The following is an 18222-nucleotide window of genomic DNA, read 5'->3' on the forward strand; positions in this document are numbered from 1 at the left end:
AATACGCCATGAGCGACGCGCTCCCGATCGAGGTCACCTCACCCACGCCGCTGCTGGAGCTGCGCGGCATCAGCAAGGAGTTTCCGGGCGTCAAGGCGCTCGACGACGTGTCCTTTGCCGTCTACCCCGGCGAAGTCCATATGCTGCTGGGCGAGAACGGCGCCGGCAAGTCGAGCCTGATGAAGGTGCTGTGCGGCGCGTATCGCGCCGACGCGGGCGAGTTCTATTACAACGGCGAGAGGGTCGCGATCTCTTCGACCGCCGATGCGCAGAAGCTCGGCATCGCCGTGATCTTCCAGGAATTCTCGCTGGTCCCCCATCTCGACATCGCCCAGAACATCTTTCTTGGCCGCGAGCCGAAGGGCCGCATTCCCGGCACCATCGACCGTCGCAGGATATTGGCTGACGCAAGGCGCGTGCTCGACACCATCGGCTTCGACATCGATCCCGCCACCACCGTCGACAAGCTCGGCGTCGCGCAGCAGCAGATGGTCGAGATCGCCAAGGCGATCAGCCAGAACGCCCGCATCCTCGTCATGGACGAGCCGACAGCGGCACTGTCCGACCGCGAGACCGAGCTTTTGTTCGCGCTGATTGCGCGGCTGAAGGCCGACGGCGTCTCGATCGTCTATATCTCGCACCGCATGGCCGAGGTGTTCGCGCTCGGCGATCGCATCACCGTGCTGCGCGACGGCCGCCGCATCGACGGAGTCCGGCCCGCCGACGTCACGCCGGACCAGCTGGTCCGCATGATGGTCGGCCGCAACGTCGACATGACCTATCCGCGCCATTTCGCCGACAAGCCCGGCGAGGTGCTGCTCGAGGTCAAGGGCCTCTCCGCGCCCACCGGCATCTCCGACATCAACATCGAGGTGCGCCGCGGCGAGATCGTCGGGCTGTGCGGCCTGGTCGGCTCCGGCCGCAGCGAGGTCGCCCGCGCCATCTTCGGCGCCGATCCCGTGGCCTCGGGCGAGATCATCTTCGACGGCAAGAGCATGTCCGGCGAGCCGGATCTCGCCGCCCGCCGCGGCATCGCGCTGATCCCGGAGAGCCGCAAGAGCGAAGGCCTCGCGCTGCTGCGATCCGTCAGCGACAATCTGGTGGTGTCGGCGCTGAAAAAACTGTTCCCGAGCGGGCTGTTCGACCAACGCTCGGCCCAGCGTACCGCCGACGGCCTGATCCGGCAGCTCCGCATCGCGACGCCGAGCGCACGCCAGACCGTCGGCCTGCTCTCCGGCGGCAACCAGCAGAAGGTCGTGATCGGCAAATGGCTCGCCGCCGGCTCGAAGCTCTTCATCTTCGACGAGCCGACGCGGGGCATCGACATCGGCGCCAAGTCGGAGATCTTCGCGCTGATCGACCGCCTCGTGGCGGACGGCGCGGCGGCGCTGATGATCTCGTCCGAGCAGGTCGAGATCTGCCATGTCTGCGACCGCGCCTATGTGATGCGCGAGGGGCGCATCGCGGGACATTTGTCACGCAACGAATTGACCGAGGAGAACATCGTGCGATTGGGGATGCATCATGCGTGAGGTCGCGGTCGTCGCTCAACCCAATCCGCTGCAGCGCATTCCCGGCGTTGCCATGGTGCTGGTGCTGCTGATCGCGCTGTTCAGCGTGATCGCGCCCGGCTTCCTGTCGGTCGCCAACCTCTCCAACGTGCTGGTGCAGTCGACCATCCTGACCATGCTCGCGCTGCCGATGACGCTGATCATCATGACGGAGGGGCTGGACCTGTCGATGGGCGCGGTGCTGACGCTGACTTCGCTCTGCGTGGCGATCGTGTCGCTCGCGACCAAGTCGATGCTACTGGGCCTCGGCGCCGGCCTTCTGGTCGGCACGGCCTTTGGCGTTGCCAACGGCTGGCTGGTCGCCATTCTGGGCATACCACCCTTCGTCGCGACGCTGGGCACGCTCGGCATGGCGCAGGGGCTGTCGCTGATCGTCAGCGACGGCCAGAGCGTGGTCGGCATCCCCCACAGCGTGCGGGACATCTACTCGGCGACGCTGCTCGGCATTCCCGTACCGATCGTGATGGCGGTGGTGACCTATGCGACCTTTCACGGCATCCTCTATCACACCCGCTTCGGCACCTACATCTTCGCGCTCGGCGGCAATCGCGAGGCGCTGCGCTATGCCGGCCTCTCGCCCAACCGGCTGCTGATCGCGGTCTATGCGATCGGCGGCGCCATGGCCGGCATCGCGGGCCTGTTGATGACCGCACGCATGAACTCCGGCCATCCCACCGCCGGCCTCGGCCTGGAATTCGACGCCATCGCGGCCGTCGCCGTCGGCGGCACCTCGTTCGAGCGCGGCAATGGCTGGCTGCTTGGTACGCTGCTCGGGGTCCTTTCCGTCGGCGTGTTGCGCAACGGGCTGAACCTGATCTCGCTGCCCTCCTCAGTGCAGGTCGCCAGCGTCGGCGTGCTCGTGATCGTTGCCCTGTTCCTCGACGGCCTCAGGAGCCGCACATGACCGACATCACCAAGGGCGCCATGGCGCCGCCCCGCTCTTTCCTGTCGCAGGACGCGGTCCAGCTGTTCTATCGCCTGCTCGCCGCTTTCCTGATCTGCGCCGTGCTCGCCGTGCTCAGCGATTCCTTCCTGAGCCTCGGCAACATCCTCAACGTGCTGAGGCAAGCGAGCCTGACCTTCTTCATCGCCTCCGGCCTGACGCTGGTGGTGCTCACGGCCGGCCTCGATCTCTCCGTCGGCGCCAATGTCGCGCTGTCCGCCTGCCTCGCCGGCACCGTGATCCACACGACCGGTTCGCCCGCGCTCGGCATCCTCACCGGACTCGCCTGCGGCGGCATCGTCGGCCTGATCAACGGCGTCATGGTCACGGCGCTGCGCATCCCCTCCTTCATCGCCACCTATGGCATGCTCTGGGTGCTGAACGGCCTCACCTATTGGTACATGGCGGGCGAGACCCTGCACGGCTTCCCCGCCGGCTTCCGCCAGATCGGCAGCGGCTATCTGTTCGGCCTGCCCATTCCGGTCTACTTGCTCCTGGTGTTCCTCGGGATCGGGACGTTCTTCGCGCAGCGCACGGTCTGGGGCCAGGAGATCTATGCGATCGGCGCCAATCCGGTCGCCGCGCGCCTCTCCGGCATCCCGGTGGCGCGCCGCCTGCTGCTGGTCTACGCGGTCTCAGGCACCATGGCGGGACTGGCCTCGATCATCTTCCTGTCGCGGCTCAATTCGGCCGAGGCCGACATCGGCGAGAGCCTGACGCTGCCGGCGATCGCGGCCGTTCTGATCGGGGGCACCTCGCTGTTCGGTGGCGTTGGCACCGTGTTCGGCACCTTCATCGGCGCGCTGATCCTGACCCTGGTGCTGAACGGCATGAACCTGCTCGCGGTCAGCGCCAATTGGCAGCCGCTCGTCACCGGCGTCATCGTCATTCTCGCGGTCTGGCTCGACATGAAGACCCGCCGCCGCGCGCAATGAGTTCTGGCAATCCAACAAGCAAAATGAGGGATGGAGGCAACATGAAACAAAGACTGGGCTATCTGGCGCTGCCGCTGCTGATGGCGGCCGCGTTCACGAATGCGGCACATGCGGACGGCGAGACCATCGCCGTCTTCACCAAGAACCAGACCAATCCGTTCTTCCAGACGGTGCGGGTCGGCGCCGACAACATGGCGAAGGTGCTGAACGCGAAGACGCTGCAATACATCCCGACCAAGCCGGACTCGATTCCCGAGCAGCTCAGTCAGATCGAGGACGTCGTGGTGAAGAAGCCGAGCGCGATCGTGTTCACGCCGGTCGACTACAAGGCGATGGTGCCGGGCGTCGAGAAGATCAACGAAGCCAAGATCCCTGTCGTCAACATCACCGACCGTTCTGCCGGCGGCAAGTTCCTGTCCTTCGTCGGCGCCGACGATTACAGCCTTGGGCTGGAGACCGCGCGCTTCCTGCTCAAGACGCTCGGCGGCAAAGGCAACATCGTCATCATCGAGGGTGTCAAGGGCTCGCTGACCAATGTCGACCGCGTCCGCGGCTTCAACGACGCGCTGAAGGAAGCGCCCGGCGCCAAGCTCTTGGCCTCGCAGCCCGGCAACTACCAGCGGCTCCAGGCGCTCCAGGTGATGGAGAACTTGATGCAGTCGAATTCGCAGATCGACGGCGTGCTGGCGGCCAACGACGCCATGGCGGTCGGCGCGATCGAGGCGCTCGACGGTGCCAACCGCAAGGCGCAGGTGATCGGCATCAACGGCACCAAGGAGGCGATCGACGCAATCAAGTCCGGCAAGCTGCTGGCGAGCGGCGACTACAACGGCTTTGCGCAAGGCTGCCTCGGCACCATGATGGCAATCCGCTCCTTGCGGGGCCAGCCCGTTATCAGCGAGATCGTGCTGAAGCCGACGGTGATCACCAAGGACAATTACGGGCCGTTCGATGTGCCGCTGGAACAGCGGACCTGCCCCACCTTCGAGGACGCCGGCAAGCTTAGCGCGAAGTAGGCCATTCCCCCACATCAAGACCGGACGGCCGCAGCCCGCGGCCGTCCCAACAACTGAAGCAAGAAACGGAGACAGCATGCTGTTCGCCATTCACGCCCTCGACCGCACCGGCGCGTTGCCGACGCGGCTCGCCAATTACGACGCCCACAAGGCTTTCCTCAGCGACACCTCGCGCTTCGGCGTCAAGATCGTGATGTCCGGTCCGCTCGTCTCCGACGACGGCCAGACCATGATCGGCAGCCTGTTCCTGATCGAGGCCCCCGGCCGCACCGAGGTCGAAGCCTTCAACCGTGCAGATCCCTTTGCCGCGGCCGGCATCTGGGAAAAGGTCACGATCACCGGCTTCCTGCGCCGGCAGGGTTGAGGTCCGCCGCCACAAAAGTGCGAAAACAACCCCATGCACAGTAGAACGGGGCTTGTTTCTGCTTACGAATTTCCGATGCACCGCGCGGCCTCGCATCCGAGGCCAATTCCGACCCAGATCAGCGGTGGATTTTGACTCGTCGGGCAAAACAGGGGCATAGTGCAATCATCACCCGATGTCAGTCCGGTCCTCCGTCCAGGCACCGCCACGCGTCGGCGTGAGTGTGCGACGCGCACTGGCGTCAGGTCCCTTCAGCTGCTCATTGCCGGCGCAGCATCTTCCAAATGGCAGGCCACCCACTGCTCGGCTCCGGTCGCGCGCAGCGTCGGCTCCTCCGTCCGGCAGCGGTCGAAGACGAACGGACAACGGGTGTGAAAGCGGCATCCCTTCGGCGGATTGATCGGGCTCGGCACGTCGCCCTTGAGGATGATGGGGTTGCGCTGGGCTCCGGGCTCCGGCAGCGGCACGGCCGAAAGCAGCGCCTTGGTGTAGGGATGCCTTGGCGCGGCAAAGATCTCGCGGCGCGGGGCCACCTCGACGATCTTGCCGAGATACATCACCGCGACGCGATGGGTCATATGCTCGACGATGGCAAGATCGTGGCTGATGAACAGTAGCGCGAGACCGAACTCGCGCTGGAGATCCTGCAAGAGATTGACGATCTGCGCTTTAACCGAGACATCGAGCGCGGAGACCGCCTCGTCGCAGACGATCAGCTCGGGCTCGGCCGCCAGCGCCCGCGCGATGCCGATGCGCTGACGCTGACCACCGGAGAATTCGTGCGGCCTGCGGCTCAAGGCTTCGCGCGGCAGGCGCACCGTGTCCATCAGCGATGTGACACGGACCTCGAGATCCTCTGCAGATTTGGCGAGGCCGAAATTGCGGATCGGCTCGGCGAGAATGTCGCGCACGCGCATGCGCGGATTGAGGCTCGAGAACGGATCCTGGAACACCACCTGCACGCGGCGACGCATCTGGCGCATCGTGCCTGGTGCGGCATCGTCGATCCTCTGGCCGTCGAGGATGACCTGGCCCGAGGTGATCTCGAACAGCCGCAGGATGGCGCGGCCGACCGTCGATTTGCCGCAGCCGGACTCGCCGACCAGCGACAGTGTCTCGCCGCGCGCGATCTCGAAGGAGACGCCGTCCACCGCGTAAACGAATTCGGACTTGCGGCCGAACAGGCCGCTCTTGACCGGAAAATGCTTCTTGAGGTCGTTGACCTGGAGCAGCGGAGGACTCATGCCGCGACGGCTCCCTTGGCAGCGTAGTGACAGGCCGCGATGTGGCGCGGCCCCTTCTCTTCCAGTCCCGGCGCATATTGCCGGCAGACATCGGTGGCAAGCGCACAGCGGCCGGCGAAGACGCAGCCGATAATGGGCTTGCGGAGATCAGGGACCTGCCCAGGGATCTCGGCAAGACGGGTCGCGGTGCCCGCAAGCGAAGAGCCGAGCTTCGGCACCGCGCCTAACAGGCCCTGCGTATAGGGATGGCGCGGGGAGCGGAACAGCTCGGCCACCGGCGCCTCCTCGACCTTGCGGCCGGCATACATCACCATGACACGCTCGGCGATCTCGGCGACGACGCCGAGATCGTGGGTGATCAGGATGATGGCCGCTCCGACCCGGCGCTTCAGGTCCAGCATCAGCTTGAGGATCTGCGCTTGGATCGTCACGTCGAGCGCGGTGGTCGGCTCGTCCGCAATGAGAAGCTTGGGATTGCAGGCCAGCGCAACCGCGATCATCACGCGCTGGCGCATGCCGCCGGACAGCTGGTGCGGATATTCGCCAACACGCCGCTTCGGCTCGGGAATGCCGACCAGCGTCAGCATCTCGACCGCATGCGCCTCCGCCGCCTGCTTGTCGAGGCCCTGATGGATCATCAAGGTCTCGCGGATCTGGCGGCCGACGGTGAGCACCGGGTTCAGGCTCGTCATCGGTTCCTGAAAGATCATCGAGATGTCGTTGCCGCGGATCGCGCGCATCTCGCGGTCGGACAGTTTCAGGAGATCCCTGCCCGCGAAGCGGATGCTGCCTGCGATCCGGCCCGGCGGCTCCGGAATCAGCCGCATCAAGGACATCGATGTCACCGACTTGCCGCAACCGGACTCGCCGACGATGGCGAGCGTCTCACCCTCGTTGACATGGAAGGACACCCCGTCGACCGCGCGGTTGATGCCGCCGGGCGTGCGGAAATGGGTCTGGAGGTTCTCGACTTCGAGCAAAGCCATCGCAATCAGCCTCGATCCATCACAGACAACATCACAGGCTTTTGGCCATGCGCGGGTCGAGCGCATCGCGCAGGCCGTCGCCGAGCAGATTCACGGCGAGCACGGTGACGGACAGGAACGCCGCCGGGAAGAACACGATGTAGGGCTTCACCTGCCAGAGCGCGCGGCCCTCGGCCATGATGTTGCCCCAGGACGGGATGGTCGGCGGCGTGCCGGCGCCGATGAAGGACAGGATCGCCTCCGTGATCATGGCGCTGGCGCAGATATAGGTCGCCTGGACCAGCATCGGCGCAACCGTGTTGGGCAGGATGTGGCGCAGGATGATCATCGGCGTGCGCGTGCCGCAGGCCACGGCCGCGTCCACATAGGGCTGCTCGCGCAAGGACAGAACGACGCTGCGGACGAGGCGCGAGACGCGCGGGATCTCGGCGATGGTGATCGCCAGGATGACGTTGCCGACGCTGCCGCGCGTCAGGGCCATCAGCGCGATCGCCAGCAGGATCGGCGGGATCGACATCAGGCCGTCCATGAACCGCATCAGGATGCCGTCGGCCCAGCGGATGAAGCCGGAGACCATGCCGATGGCAAGGCCGATCGCCGAAGCGCAGATCGCGACCGACAGGCCGACCGTGAGCGAGACCCGCGCGCCGAACAGCACGCGCGAATAGATGTCGCGGCCGAGCACGTCGGTGCCGAACCAGAAATCGGCTGACGGCGCGCGGGTGCGCTTGGCGGGCGCAAGCGCGGTCGGGTCGACCGTGCCGAGGTACGGCGCAAAGACCGCGATCAGCACCAGCATCAGCAGCAGCGCGCCGCCGATCGCGACCGTCGGGTGGCCGCGCAGGAGGCCGACGAAGCCGCGCCGTATCCTGACCGGCCGCAGGATCTCGGGCAGTTGCGGCGCAAGGACGAGGCCGGCCGGAAGCGAATGCGGATTAACGGTGGTGTCGGTCAATAGCGGATCCTCGGGTCAACGAGCGTGTAGACGACGTCGATCATCAGATTGACGAGGACGTAGACGAAGCTGAACAGCAGCACGATGCCCTGAATCACCGGATAGTCACGGCGCAGGATGGCATCGATGGTGAGGCGGCCGAGGCCGGGGATCGCGAACACGCTCTCGGTGACGACCGCGCCGCCGATCAGGAGCGCGATGCCGATCCCGATCACGGTGACGATCGGCACCGCCGCGTTCTTCAGCGCGTGAATGAACAGGATGCCGCCCTGCCCGAGGCCCTTGGCCTTGGCGGTGCGGATATAGTCCTGCTGCAGCACTTCGAGCATGGCTGCCCGCGTGATGCGGGCGACCAGCGCGATATAGACGCAGCCGAGCGCGATCGCCGGCAGGATCAGGTTCTCGAGCCAGGGCCAGAAGCCCTGGTTGAGGGGCGTGTAGCCCTGCACCGGCAGCCATTCCAGCTCCAGCGCGAAGATGTAGGCGAGCATGTAGCCGACCACGAAGACGGGCAGCGAGAATCCAAACACGGCAAAGCCCATGATGACGCGATCGATCAGGCTGCCGGCCTTCCATGCCGCCACCACGCCGAGCGGCACCGCCACCACGATCGTGAGCAGCAGCGTGACGATCATCAGCGACAGCGTCGGTCCGAGACGCTGCCCGATCATCGCCGAGACCGGCAGGTTGGTGAAGATCGAGGTGCCGAGATCGCCGTGAAGGATGCGCCAGACCCAGCTTCCGAACTGGACCAGGAAGGGCCGGTCCAGCCCCAGGCTCTGGCGGATGCGCTCCACATCCTCCGGGCTTGCCTGATCGCCCGCGATCACCACGGCCGGATCGCCGGGCGCGATATAAAGCAGGCTGAACACGAACAGCGCGACGATCGCCATGACCGGCAAGGTCGCAACGATGCGACGGAGGATGTAGGAGAGCATCTGGCCTCAACGCACGATCATGCGGACTTCGACACGCCCCAGAAGAACGGCAGCGGTCCCTTGGCAACGCCGGAGACGTTCTTACGCCACGCGGTGTAGCTCAGGAAGAAACCAGTCGGCGCGTAAACGACGTCATCGAGCGCCGCCTTGTTGAGGCGACCGATGGCGGCCTTCTCCTCGTCGACGTTCTTGGCCTCGAACCAGGAGGTGACCTCCTTTTCGGTGGCCGCGCTGGTGGGCCAGCCGAACCAGGCTTTGTCGCCGTTAGCACGAATGGCGGTGTAGGGAGCCGGATTGACGCAATCCGCGCCTGCGTGCCAGGTGTGGAACATGTTCCAGCCGCCCTGTCCCGGAGGCGTCTTCTGCGCGCGGCGGGAGCCGACCGTGCCCCAATCAGTTGCGACGAAGTCGACATTCATGCCGAGCTTCTTGAGAAGGTCGGCGGTGACGTCGCCCATCGCCTTGGTGATCGGCTGGTCCTGCGCGACGAGGCACGTCACCGGCTGGCCGGAGTAGCCGCTCTCGGCGAGCAGCTTCTTGGCGGCGTCCAGATCGCGCTTGCCCTTCAGGATCTCGCCGCCCACTTCGGTGTAGAGCGGCGTATCCGGCGTGAAGTAGCCGGGCAGCGGCTTCCACAGCGAATTGTCGTCGCCGACGATCGCGCGCATGTAGTCTTCCTGGCTGAGCGCCATCAGCACCGCACGCCGCGCCTTGACGTCGTTGAACGGCGGATAGAGGAAGTTCATGCGGAACGAGCCGATATTGCCGAGGGGATCGCCGATATCGACGCTGATATTCTTGTTCTTCTTCAGAACCGGAACGAGATCCGCGATCGGATTCTCCCACCAGTCGATCTCACCGTTCTGCAACGCGGCCGCCGCGGTTGCCGGATCCGGCATGATCACCCACTCGACGCGGTCGACCATCACCTGCTTGCCACCGGCCAGCCATGACGCCTTCTCCTGGCGCGGTGAATAGTCGGCGAATTTCTCGAACACGGCCTTCGCACCGGGGACCCACTCGCTCTTGGCGAACTTCAGCGGACCGGAGCCGATATATTCAGAAATCTGCTTGAACGGATCGGTCTGCGCGATGCGCTCCGGCATGATGAAGCTGCAAGGCGAATTGTTCTTGCCGAGCGCGTAGAGCAATTTCGGGAAGGGCTGCTTCAATACCCATTTGAAGGTGCGGTCGTCGACGGCCGTGAGCTCCTGCTGGAGCGCCTTGATCATCAGGCCCATCGGATCGCGCGCCGACCAGCGCGTCAGACTTGCCACGACGTCCTTGCTGAGCACCGGCTCGCCATCGTGGAACTTGAGGCCGGGCCGCAGCTTGAACGTCCAGGTGGTGCCGTCGTCGGTCACTTCCTCGGACTCGACCATCTGCCGCTGCGGCCGGAACGAGGAATCGATGCCGTAGAGCGTGTCCCAAACCATCGCGGCGGCATTGCGCACGACATATTGCGTGCCCCAGATCGGGTCGAAATTGGCGAGATTGGCCTGGGGCACGAATCGCAGGGTGCGCGCCGCCGCACCCTGAGCGATCGCCGGGGCCGACAGGCCACCCGTCAACGCCAGGCTGCCCGCGCCAGCCAGTCCCTTCAATACCGTCCTGCGATCCATGAAGTCCTCCCAGAAATGCCGTGATGCCAGCTGTTCATTGGCAAAGGGCAAGTGAAACCGAGCCCATTTGCAAGCAAATGGTATGCCACTAAATGCGGCTTCGCCAGCGGGATCTCGCCATTTGGCGGTCCAGGAATGCGAGTTCGGGGCTCACAGAGCGGCCGCCAGCGTCGGCCCGGTCTCGATATGCGGGATCGCCTCGACCAGTTTGCGCGTGTAGTCGGTCTTTGGATTATCAAATAACGCCCGGCTCTCGCCCTGCTCCACGATGCCGCCGTTGCGCAGCACGATGGTGCGGTCGCACAGCATGCGCACGACGTTGAGATCGTGGCTGACGAACAGCAGCGCAATGTCGTTCTCGCGCCTGAGGCGATCGAGCAGTTGCAGCACAACCGCCTGCACCGAGACGTCGAGTGCGGCGGTCGGCTCGTCCAGCACCAGCAGCCGCGGCCGGCAAGCGATGGCGCGGGCAATGCCGACGCGGGCCTTCTGCCCGCCGGAGAGCTGATGTGGAAACCGTGGCAACAGATCGAGCGGCAGTCCGACCCGCTCGGCGCATTCTTCCACCCGTTTGCGCAAGCCTTCGCCCGAGCGCATGCCGTCGAGCCGCATCAAAGGATGGGCAATGCAATCGAACGCCGTGAAACGCGGGTTGAGGCTTTCGTTCGGGTCCTGAAAGACCATCTGGATGTCCCTGCGCAATGGCGAGCGGTGGAAATCGCGCGCCGCCACGTGCCCGATCGACTGCCCGTCGAACACGATGTCGCCCTCACTCGGATCGATCAGGCGGCAGATCATGCGCGAGGTCGTGCTCTTGCCCGAGCCGGACTCGCCGACCAGCCCGACACTCTCGCCGCCCGCCATCGTCATCGAGAAGTCGGTAACCGCAGCGGATCCCTGGTCGAAACGTTTTGCCAATTTGCGCACTTCCAGCAGCGGGGGCGTCCCGTGTGCGGGTTCCCGCCTGGGCTTCCTGACAACAGCGGAGTAACGCTCTCTCTCCTCCTCCGTCACGAGATCCTCGATCCGCGACGTTGCCGTGGGCGAGGCCGCAACCAGGCGCCTCGTATAGGCGTGCTGCGGCGCGCTGAAGAGAATGCCGGGGCTCGCCTCCTCGACGATGCGGCCGCGCTCCATCACGGCGATGCGGCGGCAGTAGCGCGCCGCAAGGCCGAGGTCGTGCGTGATCAGGATCGTGGCCATGCCTCGCGCGGCGGCAATGTCTGCCAGCAGATCCAACACCACCTTCTGCGTGGTGACGTCGAGGCCGGTGGTCGGCTCGTCCGCGATGAGCAGTGCAGGATTGCAGGAAATCGCGATCGCGATCATGACGCGCTGGCACATGCCGCCGGAGAGCTCGTGCGGATAGGCGTTCATCCGCGCCTCGGGATCGCGGATCTGAACGGCGCGCAGCAGGTCCAGCGCCTCGGCACGCGCGGCCTCTTTCGAGATACGCTTGTGGGTGAGGATCGCGTCCGCGATCTGCAGGCCGATCGCGCGGATCGGATTGAGCGCCGCCCGCGGATTCTGGAAGATCATCGACATCGCGGCTCCCTGCAGCTGGCGCAGATCATCGCCGCGGAGCTTTGTGACGTCCTGCCCGCGGAACAGGATCTTGCCGCCGGTGACGCGGCCGGCTGCATCGAGCAGCCGCGTCGTCGCAAAGCCGGTAACCGACTTGCCCGAGCCGCTCTCGCCGACGAGACCGAGCATCTCGCCGGCCTTGACGGTGAGCGTGACGCCGCGCACGGCCTCGACCATTCCCCGCCGCGTCGAGAACGCGACGTGGAGGTCGTCGATCCTGAGCAGATCCTCGCTCATGTGCGCATCCGGGGATCGAGAATGTCCCGCATGCCGTCGCCGAGGAGGTTGAAGCACAGCACCGCCAGCATCAGCGCAAGGCCTGGAAAGGCCACCAGCCACCAGCGTCCAGTGGAGATGAAGCGCGCCCCTTCAGCGACCATGATGCCCCATTCCGGCGTCGGCGGCTTGACGCCGAGGCCGATGAAGGACAGGCCGGCGGCATTGAGAATGGCCCAGCCGAGATTGAGCGAGATCTGCACAGCCATTGCGGGCAGGATGTTCGGCAGCAGGAAGCGCAGCACCACCGAGAAATGGCTCTCGCCGCAGGCGCGCGCGGCTTCGACCCAGCCGACATTGCGGCGGACGTTGACCTCGGCGCGCGCGAAGCGGATGTAGAACGGAAGATTGATGATCGCGGTCGCGATCACGATGTTCTCGATCCGGTTGCCGAGCGCGGCGACCATCGCCATTGCCAGCACGAACAGCGGAAAGGCCATCATCACGTCGACGAAGCGGCCGACGGCGCGATCGAGCCGTCCGCCGGCATAGCCGCAGAACGCGCCGACGACGGCCCCGATCACGAATGAAATTCCGACCGCGGAGACTGCGATGGCAAGGTCGAGCCGTGCAGCGATGATGAGGCGGCTGAACACGTCGCGGCCGAGCTGGTCCGTGCCGGCAATATGCGCCGCGCTCGGCGGCAGCAGCGCCTCCGAGACGTTCGAGGCCACGGGATCGTAGGGCACGATCCACGGTCCGAAGATCGCGACCAGGACGAACAGCGTCACCCCGGCCGCGGCCACCGCCGTGAGCGGATTGCCGCGCAGGATCCAAACCGAATGGCGAAGTGTGGCGCTGGTCATTCGATCGACACCCTGGGATCGGCGATGCCGTAGCAGATGTCCACGACGAGATTGACCAGCACGAACAGGCTGGCCATCAGCAGCACGAAACCCTGCACCGGCGCATAGTCGGACGACAGCAGCGCATCGAGCGCATAGGAGGCAACGCCCGGCCAGGAGAACACCTTCTCCACCAACACGTTGGCTCCCAGCATGGTCGAGAACACGATGCCGGCGATGGTGATGACCGGCAGGATCGCGTTGCGGAGCGCATAGGTGACGACCACCTTGCGCCAGGACAATCCGACCGAGCGCGCGGTGCGCACGAAATCGCTGCCGAGCGAGACCAGCATCGAGGCGCGGGTGATCCGCGCCAGCGGCGCGATCACGAACAGCGCCATGCTCACTGCCGGCAGGATCAACTGCCTGCAGGCCGCCCACCAGCCCTCGACGTCGCCGGCGAGCAGGAAGTCGATCGAGAGAAAGCCGGTGCGCTGCGGCGGCAGCGAGGTGAAGACGTCGATGCGCCCCGTCGGATCAGGGGCCAGCCCGAGCAGATAATAGAAGACGTAGATCAAGAGCAGGCCCGAGACGAAAGTCGGCACGCAGACCCCAAGTGCGCAGAACAGCCGCACGCCGTGATCGATGATCGATCCCGGCCGCAGCGCCGCCAGCACCCCAAGCGGCACTGCCGCGATCAGCGCGATCAGCAGTGCGGTGAAGGTGAGCTCGAGCGAGGCCGGCAATCGCTCGCGCAGGTCCTTCAGCACCGGCTGGCCGGTCATCATCGAGCGGCCGAGATTGCCGTGGCCGATGTCGGAGAGATAGAACACGAGTTGCTCCGGCACGGATTTGTCGAGCCCCATCTGCTTGCGGATCTGCTCGATCTCCTCCTTGCCGGCATTGGGGCCCGAGGCGAAGAACACCGCGGGGTCGCCGGGCAGGACGCGCATCAACAGGAAGGTGAAGACCAGCACACCGAACAGTGCCGGCAGCGACGACAAGAGCCGCCTGCCCGCCCGCACCATCGTTGCACCAAGACCGGTCGTCACCATTCAACGTCCCTGCTGGCCGCAAGTGTCACTTGCGGCTGACATCGCGATAATCCACCTGACGGTGGAACTCATAGGTGTAGCCTTCGATCGACGGCGCCATCACCGCGTCCTGATTGGGCTGCCACAGCATGATCTGCGGCATCAGGTCGAAATGCATTGCGTTGAGCTTGCGGCCGGCTGCCTCGTATTTGGCCTTATCCGGCTCGAAGCGCGCCTCCTGCGCAATCGCGGCAAGGTCCGGATTGTTGATCGAAGAGTAATTCCAGCGCTGAGTGCCGGTGTAGAAGTTGCGGTAGAAATAGTCGGTCGACGGCAGCCAGGCGACGATACCTTCGGTGAAGAACGGCAGCTTCTTCTCGTTGATCTGCGTTGACATCTGCGCGTCCGGCAGCTTCTGGATGTCGACCTTGATGCCGATCTTGCCAAGAGACTCCTTGACGAGGGCGGCCATCGGCTCGGCCGTCGCGGCCTGGCCGACATTGAAGCTGAAAGTGGTCGAGAAGCCTTCGGGCAGACCTGCAGCCTTGAGGTACTCCCTGGCCTTGTCGAGATCGAGCTTCACCGGCTGCTGGAACGGATAGATGCCGTTCAGCGGCTTGCCGTCCGGCCAGGTCGCACCGAACAGCGGCGCGCCGCGGCCGAACAGGGCCGCCTTGAACATGTCCTCATAGGGCAGCGCGGAAGCGATGGCGCGGCGGACATTGACGTTGTCGAAGGGCGGGATCTGGTTGTTCATCGAGACGTAGGTGACCGCGTTGTATTGCGGCGTCGAGATCACCTTGAGCTTGCCCTTGGCCTCCAGCGACTGCACGTCGCTGGCCTGCAGGTCGAGCACGAGATCGGCATCGCCGCGCTCGACGAGGTTGGCACGGGTCGCCGGCTCCGGCACCGATTGCACGATGACGCGCTTGAAGTACGCCGGCTTGCCCGGCGATCCGCGATTCCAGATCTCGTTGCGCTTGATGATCACCTGCTCGCCCGGCTTGAAGCTCTCGACCGCATAGGCGCCGCTGCCGGCGGTGTGCTCCTTCAGCCAGGCCGTGGCCCAGGGATCGTCAGCCGTCGCGTGCTCTTTCGCCACTTTCGAGTTGATGATCATCGGGTAGACGGTGGCAAGATTAGGCAGCGCAAGCTTGTCGGGCTTAGGCAGCGTCACCTCGATGGTGAGGGGATCGATCACCTTGAACTGATCGGCCGACGTCAGCGAGCCCGTCAGCAGCTGCGCCTTGCCGAGAATCGGCGCGGTGACGCAGCGGTCGAGCGACCACTTGACGTCTTCGGCCGTGACCGGCGAGCCGTCCTGGAACTTTGCATCCTTGCGCAGGCGGAAGGTGATCTTCAGGCCGTCGGGACTAACCTCGTAGGATTCGGCGAGCTCGCCGGTGATCGTATCGAGGTCGAACACCCATTTGCCGTTGAGCTGCTTGCGGCCGAATGCCACCAGCCGGTCGTAGGTGCTCATACTCAGCGCGAAGGATTCGCGGGTCGAGCCGGGAATGTTGGGATCGAGCGTGTTGACGGACGCGCCGGTGACGTAGCGCAAGGTCTCTGCCCGGGTTTGCGCTTGTGACGGCGCGGCGGCGATGAGCAGCACCGCAGTGGTCGCGAGAACTGAGGTCGCCAGTCTGAAAGACACAAAACGCATTGGTTTTTCCCTGAATTTCGAACGAGAACGCCAGCAAGGCAGGTTCAGAAAGAAGCAAGTTGCGCGCCAGTCCGATCGGACATTTCGAGGGACGCGAGGTCGCGACGGCGCATGGGTGATCACAGCGTTTCCCCCATTTCTCGCGCCTGACGCGTCACCACGGCCTGCGGCACGTCATAGGCGCTGAGCGAATCCCAGTGCCGTTCGACATCGGCGCGAAATAGGCCGCGCGTCAGGCCGTGGACCAGCTTTGGAACGGCGGTCGTCATCGCATTGATCGACGAGCCCGACGGACCGAAGCTCATGGTCGAGGCGATGGCGAACAGATGGATGTCGGCGATCCACGGCGTCTTTCCGGGCACACGCTCGATGAAGGCATAGTCGTCGGCGAGATAGGGAAAGCGGCCGAGCCGTTCGTTGCGTTCGTCTTCCGGCGGCTGGTAGCGGTCAGCCCAGGTCGCGATGTTGGCGGCACATCGGGCGAGCTCGCTGCGGCCGGCAAAGTCCATGTCGATGCCGGTGCCGCAGATGACGAAATCGGCGGTGATGGCGCCGCGCGGCGTCTGGAGTTCAACGCCGTTATCGGTCTTGCGCGCGGCTTCAACCGGCGCGCCCTCGTGCAGTGTGAAGTTGGCGTGACGCGCGCAGCGGTCATAGGTCGGCTGCGGAAATCCTTCCCGCATCTCGAGGATCTTGCGCATGAAGCGCCAGCGCCAGGCATCGTCGAGATCGCTGAGATGACGCAGGAAGCCGCGAAAGGTGAGCCAACGATAGGGTTGGATCACCTGGATCTGCGCACGGCGGCACAGCAGGTGCACTTCAGCCGCACCGGCCTCCAGCGCGGTCGCCGCATTGTCGAAGGCGGAGGCGCCGGCACCGATCACGGCGACGCGCTTGCCGCGCAGGCTTTCGAAAGCGATGTCGTCGACGACGGTCGCAACAGAGCTCGCCGGCAGATGCGCCAGCTGCTCCGGAATCATCCATCCGCCCATGCCCTCCTGCCCTGTCGCCAGCACGATCTTGCGGGCATAGAGAGTTTCGACCTCTCCTGCCCGTTTCACGCGCGCAGCGAGCAGGCCCTCAGCCGCCGGCGCGATCTCCTTGAGCTCGCAAGCGTTGCGCACCGGCAAGCCGACCATGCGCCGCAGCCAGAGCAGATACTCCGCCCAATGCTCGCGCGCGATCAGGCCGAGCTCCTGCCAGCTCGCCTTGCCGAAGCGGGCCTCGTGCCAGGACTGATAGGTCAGGCTGGGGATGTCGAGGTCGGGACCGGTGTAGTCCTTCGGGCTGCGCAGCGTCGGCATCCGGGCGTAGGTGAGCCACGGGCCCTCCTTGCCCTCTTCGACCTTGTCGATCAGTAGGATGTTGCTGACGCGCGAGCGCAGCAGGCCGAAGCCGATGGCGATGCCGGACTGGCCGGCGCCGATGATGAGAACATCCAGCGCCGGCTTGCCGTCTGGCCCCGCTTTCGGTTCGAGCCACGCCGCGCCGGGATGCGCGATCCGAGCGAGATCGGCGTGCACGTCCGCTTCGAGCTGGATGAGCGCCTCACTCATGCCGCGAGCCAGCCTCCGTCGACCACCATCACGGTGCCGGTCGTGAACGACGAGGCATCGCTGGCGAGATGCAGCGCGGTCTGCGCGATCTCCTCCGCCCGGCCGAACCGTTTCATGGCGTGGCGGTTGCGCGAAGCCTCGCGCACTTCCTCGGAATTAGCGTGACGCGCAAAGCTGCGGCGAAGCATCGGCGTGTCGATCGCGCCGGGAGCGATTGCGTTGACGCGGATGCCGTCGGCGGCGAAATCCACGGCCATGGTGCGCGTCAGGCTGATGATCGCGCCCTTGGCGGCGATATAGGCGCTGTTGCCCTTGCCGCCGGCAATGGCGAGCTGCGATGCCAGCGTGATGATCGAGCCGCTGTTCTGCCGCTGCATCTGCGGCACCGCGGCCCGCGCCCACAGCCAGGTGCCGCCGACATTGGCGCGGAACACCGCATCCCAGTCTTCCAGGCTCGTCGTCAGCACCGTGCCACCACAGGAGAAGCCAGCCGCCGTCATGAGGATATCGAGCCGGCCATGCCGGGCCACGACGTCGCCGACGACGGTTTCGGCGAATGCGCCATCGCCGACGTCGCCGACATGCGTCGTCGCTTCGCCGACTAGGCTCATTGTTTCCTCAAGACCGGCGGCGTCGCGATCGACCAGAGCAAGGCGCGCGCCCTCCCCCGCGAACAGTTTTGCGCTGGCGCGGCCGATGCCCGAGCCCGCGCCGGTGATGATGGCCGTGCGCCCCTGCAGCCGCATG

The 18222-nt window shown here is 65.4% G+C and carries 16 protein-coding genes; 5 read left to right on the top strand and 11 right to left on the bottom strand.

The features are described from left to right. Nucleotides 1-8 precede the first annotated feature (8 nt). The 5 genes from ABIA40_RS16285 (at nt 9) to ABIA40_RS16305 (ending at nt 4829) form a co-directional block, all read left to right on the top strand. Nucleotides 9-1532, top strand: coding sequence for a sugar ABC transporter ATP-binding protein (locus tag ABIA40_RS16285; protein ID WP_404542091.1), 1524 nt, complete (start codon nt 9-11; stop codon nt 1530-1532). Continuing rightward, complete coding sequence (locus ABIA40_RS16290; RefSeq protein WP_404542093.1) at nt 1525-2475, top strand: ABC transporter permease; 951 nt, start codon at nt 1525-1527, stop codon at nt 2473-2475. Before ABIA40_RS16285 ends, ABIA40_RS16290 begins: the two co-directional genes overlap by 8 nt. Further along, nucleotides 2472-3449 carry an ABC transporter permease gene (locus ABIA40_RS16295; protein WP_157282622.1) on the top strand — a complete coding sequence of 326 codons (978 nt, stop codon included), beginning with the start codon at nt 2472-2474 and terminating at the stop codon, nt 3447-3449. The genes ABIA40_RS16290 and ABIA40_RS16295 overlap by 4 nt, the downstream gene beginning before the upstream one ends. Nucleotides 3450-3490: 41 nt before the next feature. After that, a complete protein-coding gene (locus ABIA40_RS16300; protein WP_198399680.1) occupies nt 3491-4465 on the top strand; it encodes a sugar ABC transporter substrate-binding protein in 975 nt (324 codons plus the stop codon). A gap of 76 nt (nt 4466-4541) precedes the next feature. Beyond that, nucleotides 4542-4829 carry a YciI family protein gene (locus ABIA40_RS16305; RefSeq protein WP_404542095.1) on the top strand — a complete coding sequence of 96 codons (288 nt, stop codon included), beginning with the start codon at nt 4542-4544 and terminating at the stop codon, nt 4827-4829. Nucleotides 4830-5080: 251 nt separating this feature from the next. Here ABIA40_RS16305 and ABIA40_RS16310 read toward each other — a convergent pair whose 3' ends face one another. The 11 genes from ABIA40_RS16310 to ABIA40_RS16360 all read right to left on the bottom strand — a co-directional run bounded on the left by ABIA40_RS16310 (nt 5081) and on the right by ABIA40_RS16360 (nt 18221). Continuing rightward, nucleotides 5081-6073 (bottom strand): ABC transporter ATP-binding protein, encoded by a 993-nt coding sequence (locus ABIA40_RS16310; protein WP_404542097.1) that lies wholly within the window; start codon nt 6071-6073, stop codon nt 5081-5083. Next, nucleotides 6070-7059, bottom strand: a complete 990-nt coding sequence (locus tag ABIA40_RS16315) for an ABC transporter ATP-binding protein (protein ID WP_198399679.1) — start codon at nt 7057-7059, stop codon at nt 6070-6072. The genes ABIA40_RS16310 and ABIA40_RS16315 overlap by 4 nt, the downstream gene beginning before the upstream one ends. Nucleotides 7060-7090: 31 nt before the next feature. Continuing rightward, nucleotides 7091-8014, bottom strand: coding sequence for an ABC transporter permease (locus tag ABIA40_RS16320; protein WP_036005259.1), 924 nt, complete (start codon nt 8012-8014; stop codon nt 7091-7093). Beyond that, nucleotides 8011-8952, bottom strand: a complete 942-nt coding sequence (locus ABIA40_RS16325; RefSeq protein WP_157282612.1) for an ABC transporter permease — start codon at nt 8950-8952, stop codon at nt 8011-8013. The genes ABIA40_RS16320 and ABIA40_RS16325 overlap by 4 nt, the downstream gene beginning before the upstream one ends. A 17-nt stretch (nt 8953-8969) precedes the next feature. Then, the gene (locus ABIA40_RS16330; RefSeq protein WP_157282610.1) at nt 8970-10574 is read right to left on the bottom strand and encodes an ABC transporter substrate-binding protein; all 1605 of its coding nucleotides are present in this window, start codon (nt 10572-10574) and stop codon (nt 8970-8972) included. Between the two features lie 150 nt (nt 10575-10724). Next, the gene (gene nikE, locus ABIA40_RS16335) at nt 10725-12395 is read right to left on the bottom strand and encodes a nickel ABC transporter ATP-binding protein NikE (RefSeq protein ID WP_404542099.1); all 1671 of its coding nucleotides are present in this window, start codon (nt 12393-12395) and stop codon (nt 10725-10727) included. Then, nucleotides 12392-13240: an ABC transporter permease gene (locus ABIA40_RS16340; protein ID WP_036005271.1), complete on the bottom strand. Its 849-nt coding sequence runs from the start codon at nt 13238-13240 to the stop codon at nt 12392-12394. The genes nikE and ABIA40_RS16340 overlap by 4 nt, the downstream gene beginning before the upstream one ends. Further along, complete coding sequence (locus ABIA40_RS16345; RefSeq protein ID WP_275510197.1) at nt 13237-14271, bottom strand: ABC transporter permease; 1035 nt, start codon at nt 14269-14271, stop codon at nt 13237-13239. Before ABIA40_RS16345 ends, ABIA40_RS16340 begins: the two co-directional genes overlap by 4 nt. 28 nt (nt 14272-14299) lie before the next feature. Then, complete coding sequence (locus ABIA40_RS16350) at nt 14300-15919, bottom strand: ABC transporter substrate-binding protein (RefSeq protein WP_404542101.1); 1620 nt, start codon at nt 15917-15919, stop codon at nt 14300-14302. A 119-nt stretch (nt 15920-16038) separates the two neighbouring features. Then, complete coding sequence (locus tag ABIA40_RS16355; RefSeq protein WP_404542103.1) at nt 16039-17475, bottom strand: NAD(P)-binding domain-containing protein; 1437 nt, start codon at nt 17473-17475, stop codon at nt 16039-16041. Further along, nucleotides 17472-18221, bottom strand: coding sequence for an SDR family oxidoreductase (locus ABIA40_RS16360; RefSeq protein ID WP_404542105.1), 750 nt, complete (start codon nt 18219-18221; stop codon nt 17472-17474). The genes ABIA40_RS16355 and ABIA40_RS16360 overlap by 4 nt, the downstream gene beginning before the upstream one ends. Nucleotide 18222: the final 1 nt, after the last annotated feature.

The sequence above is a fragment of the Bradyrhizobium sp. USDA 223 genome, from assembly GCF_044909005.1.
Taxonomy (GTDB): Bacteria; Pseudomonadota; Alphaproteobacteria; order Rhizobiales; family Xanthobacteraceae; genus Bradyrhizobium; species Bradyrhizobium yuanmingense.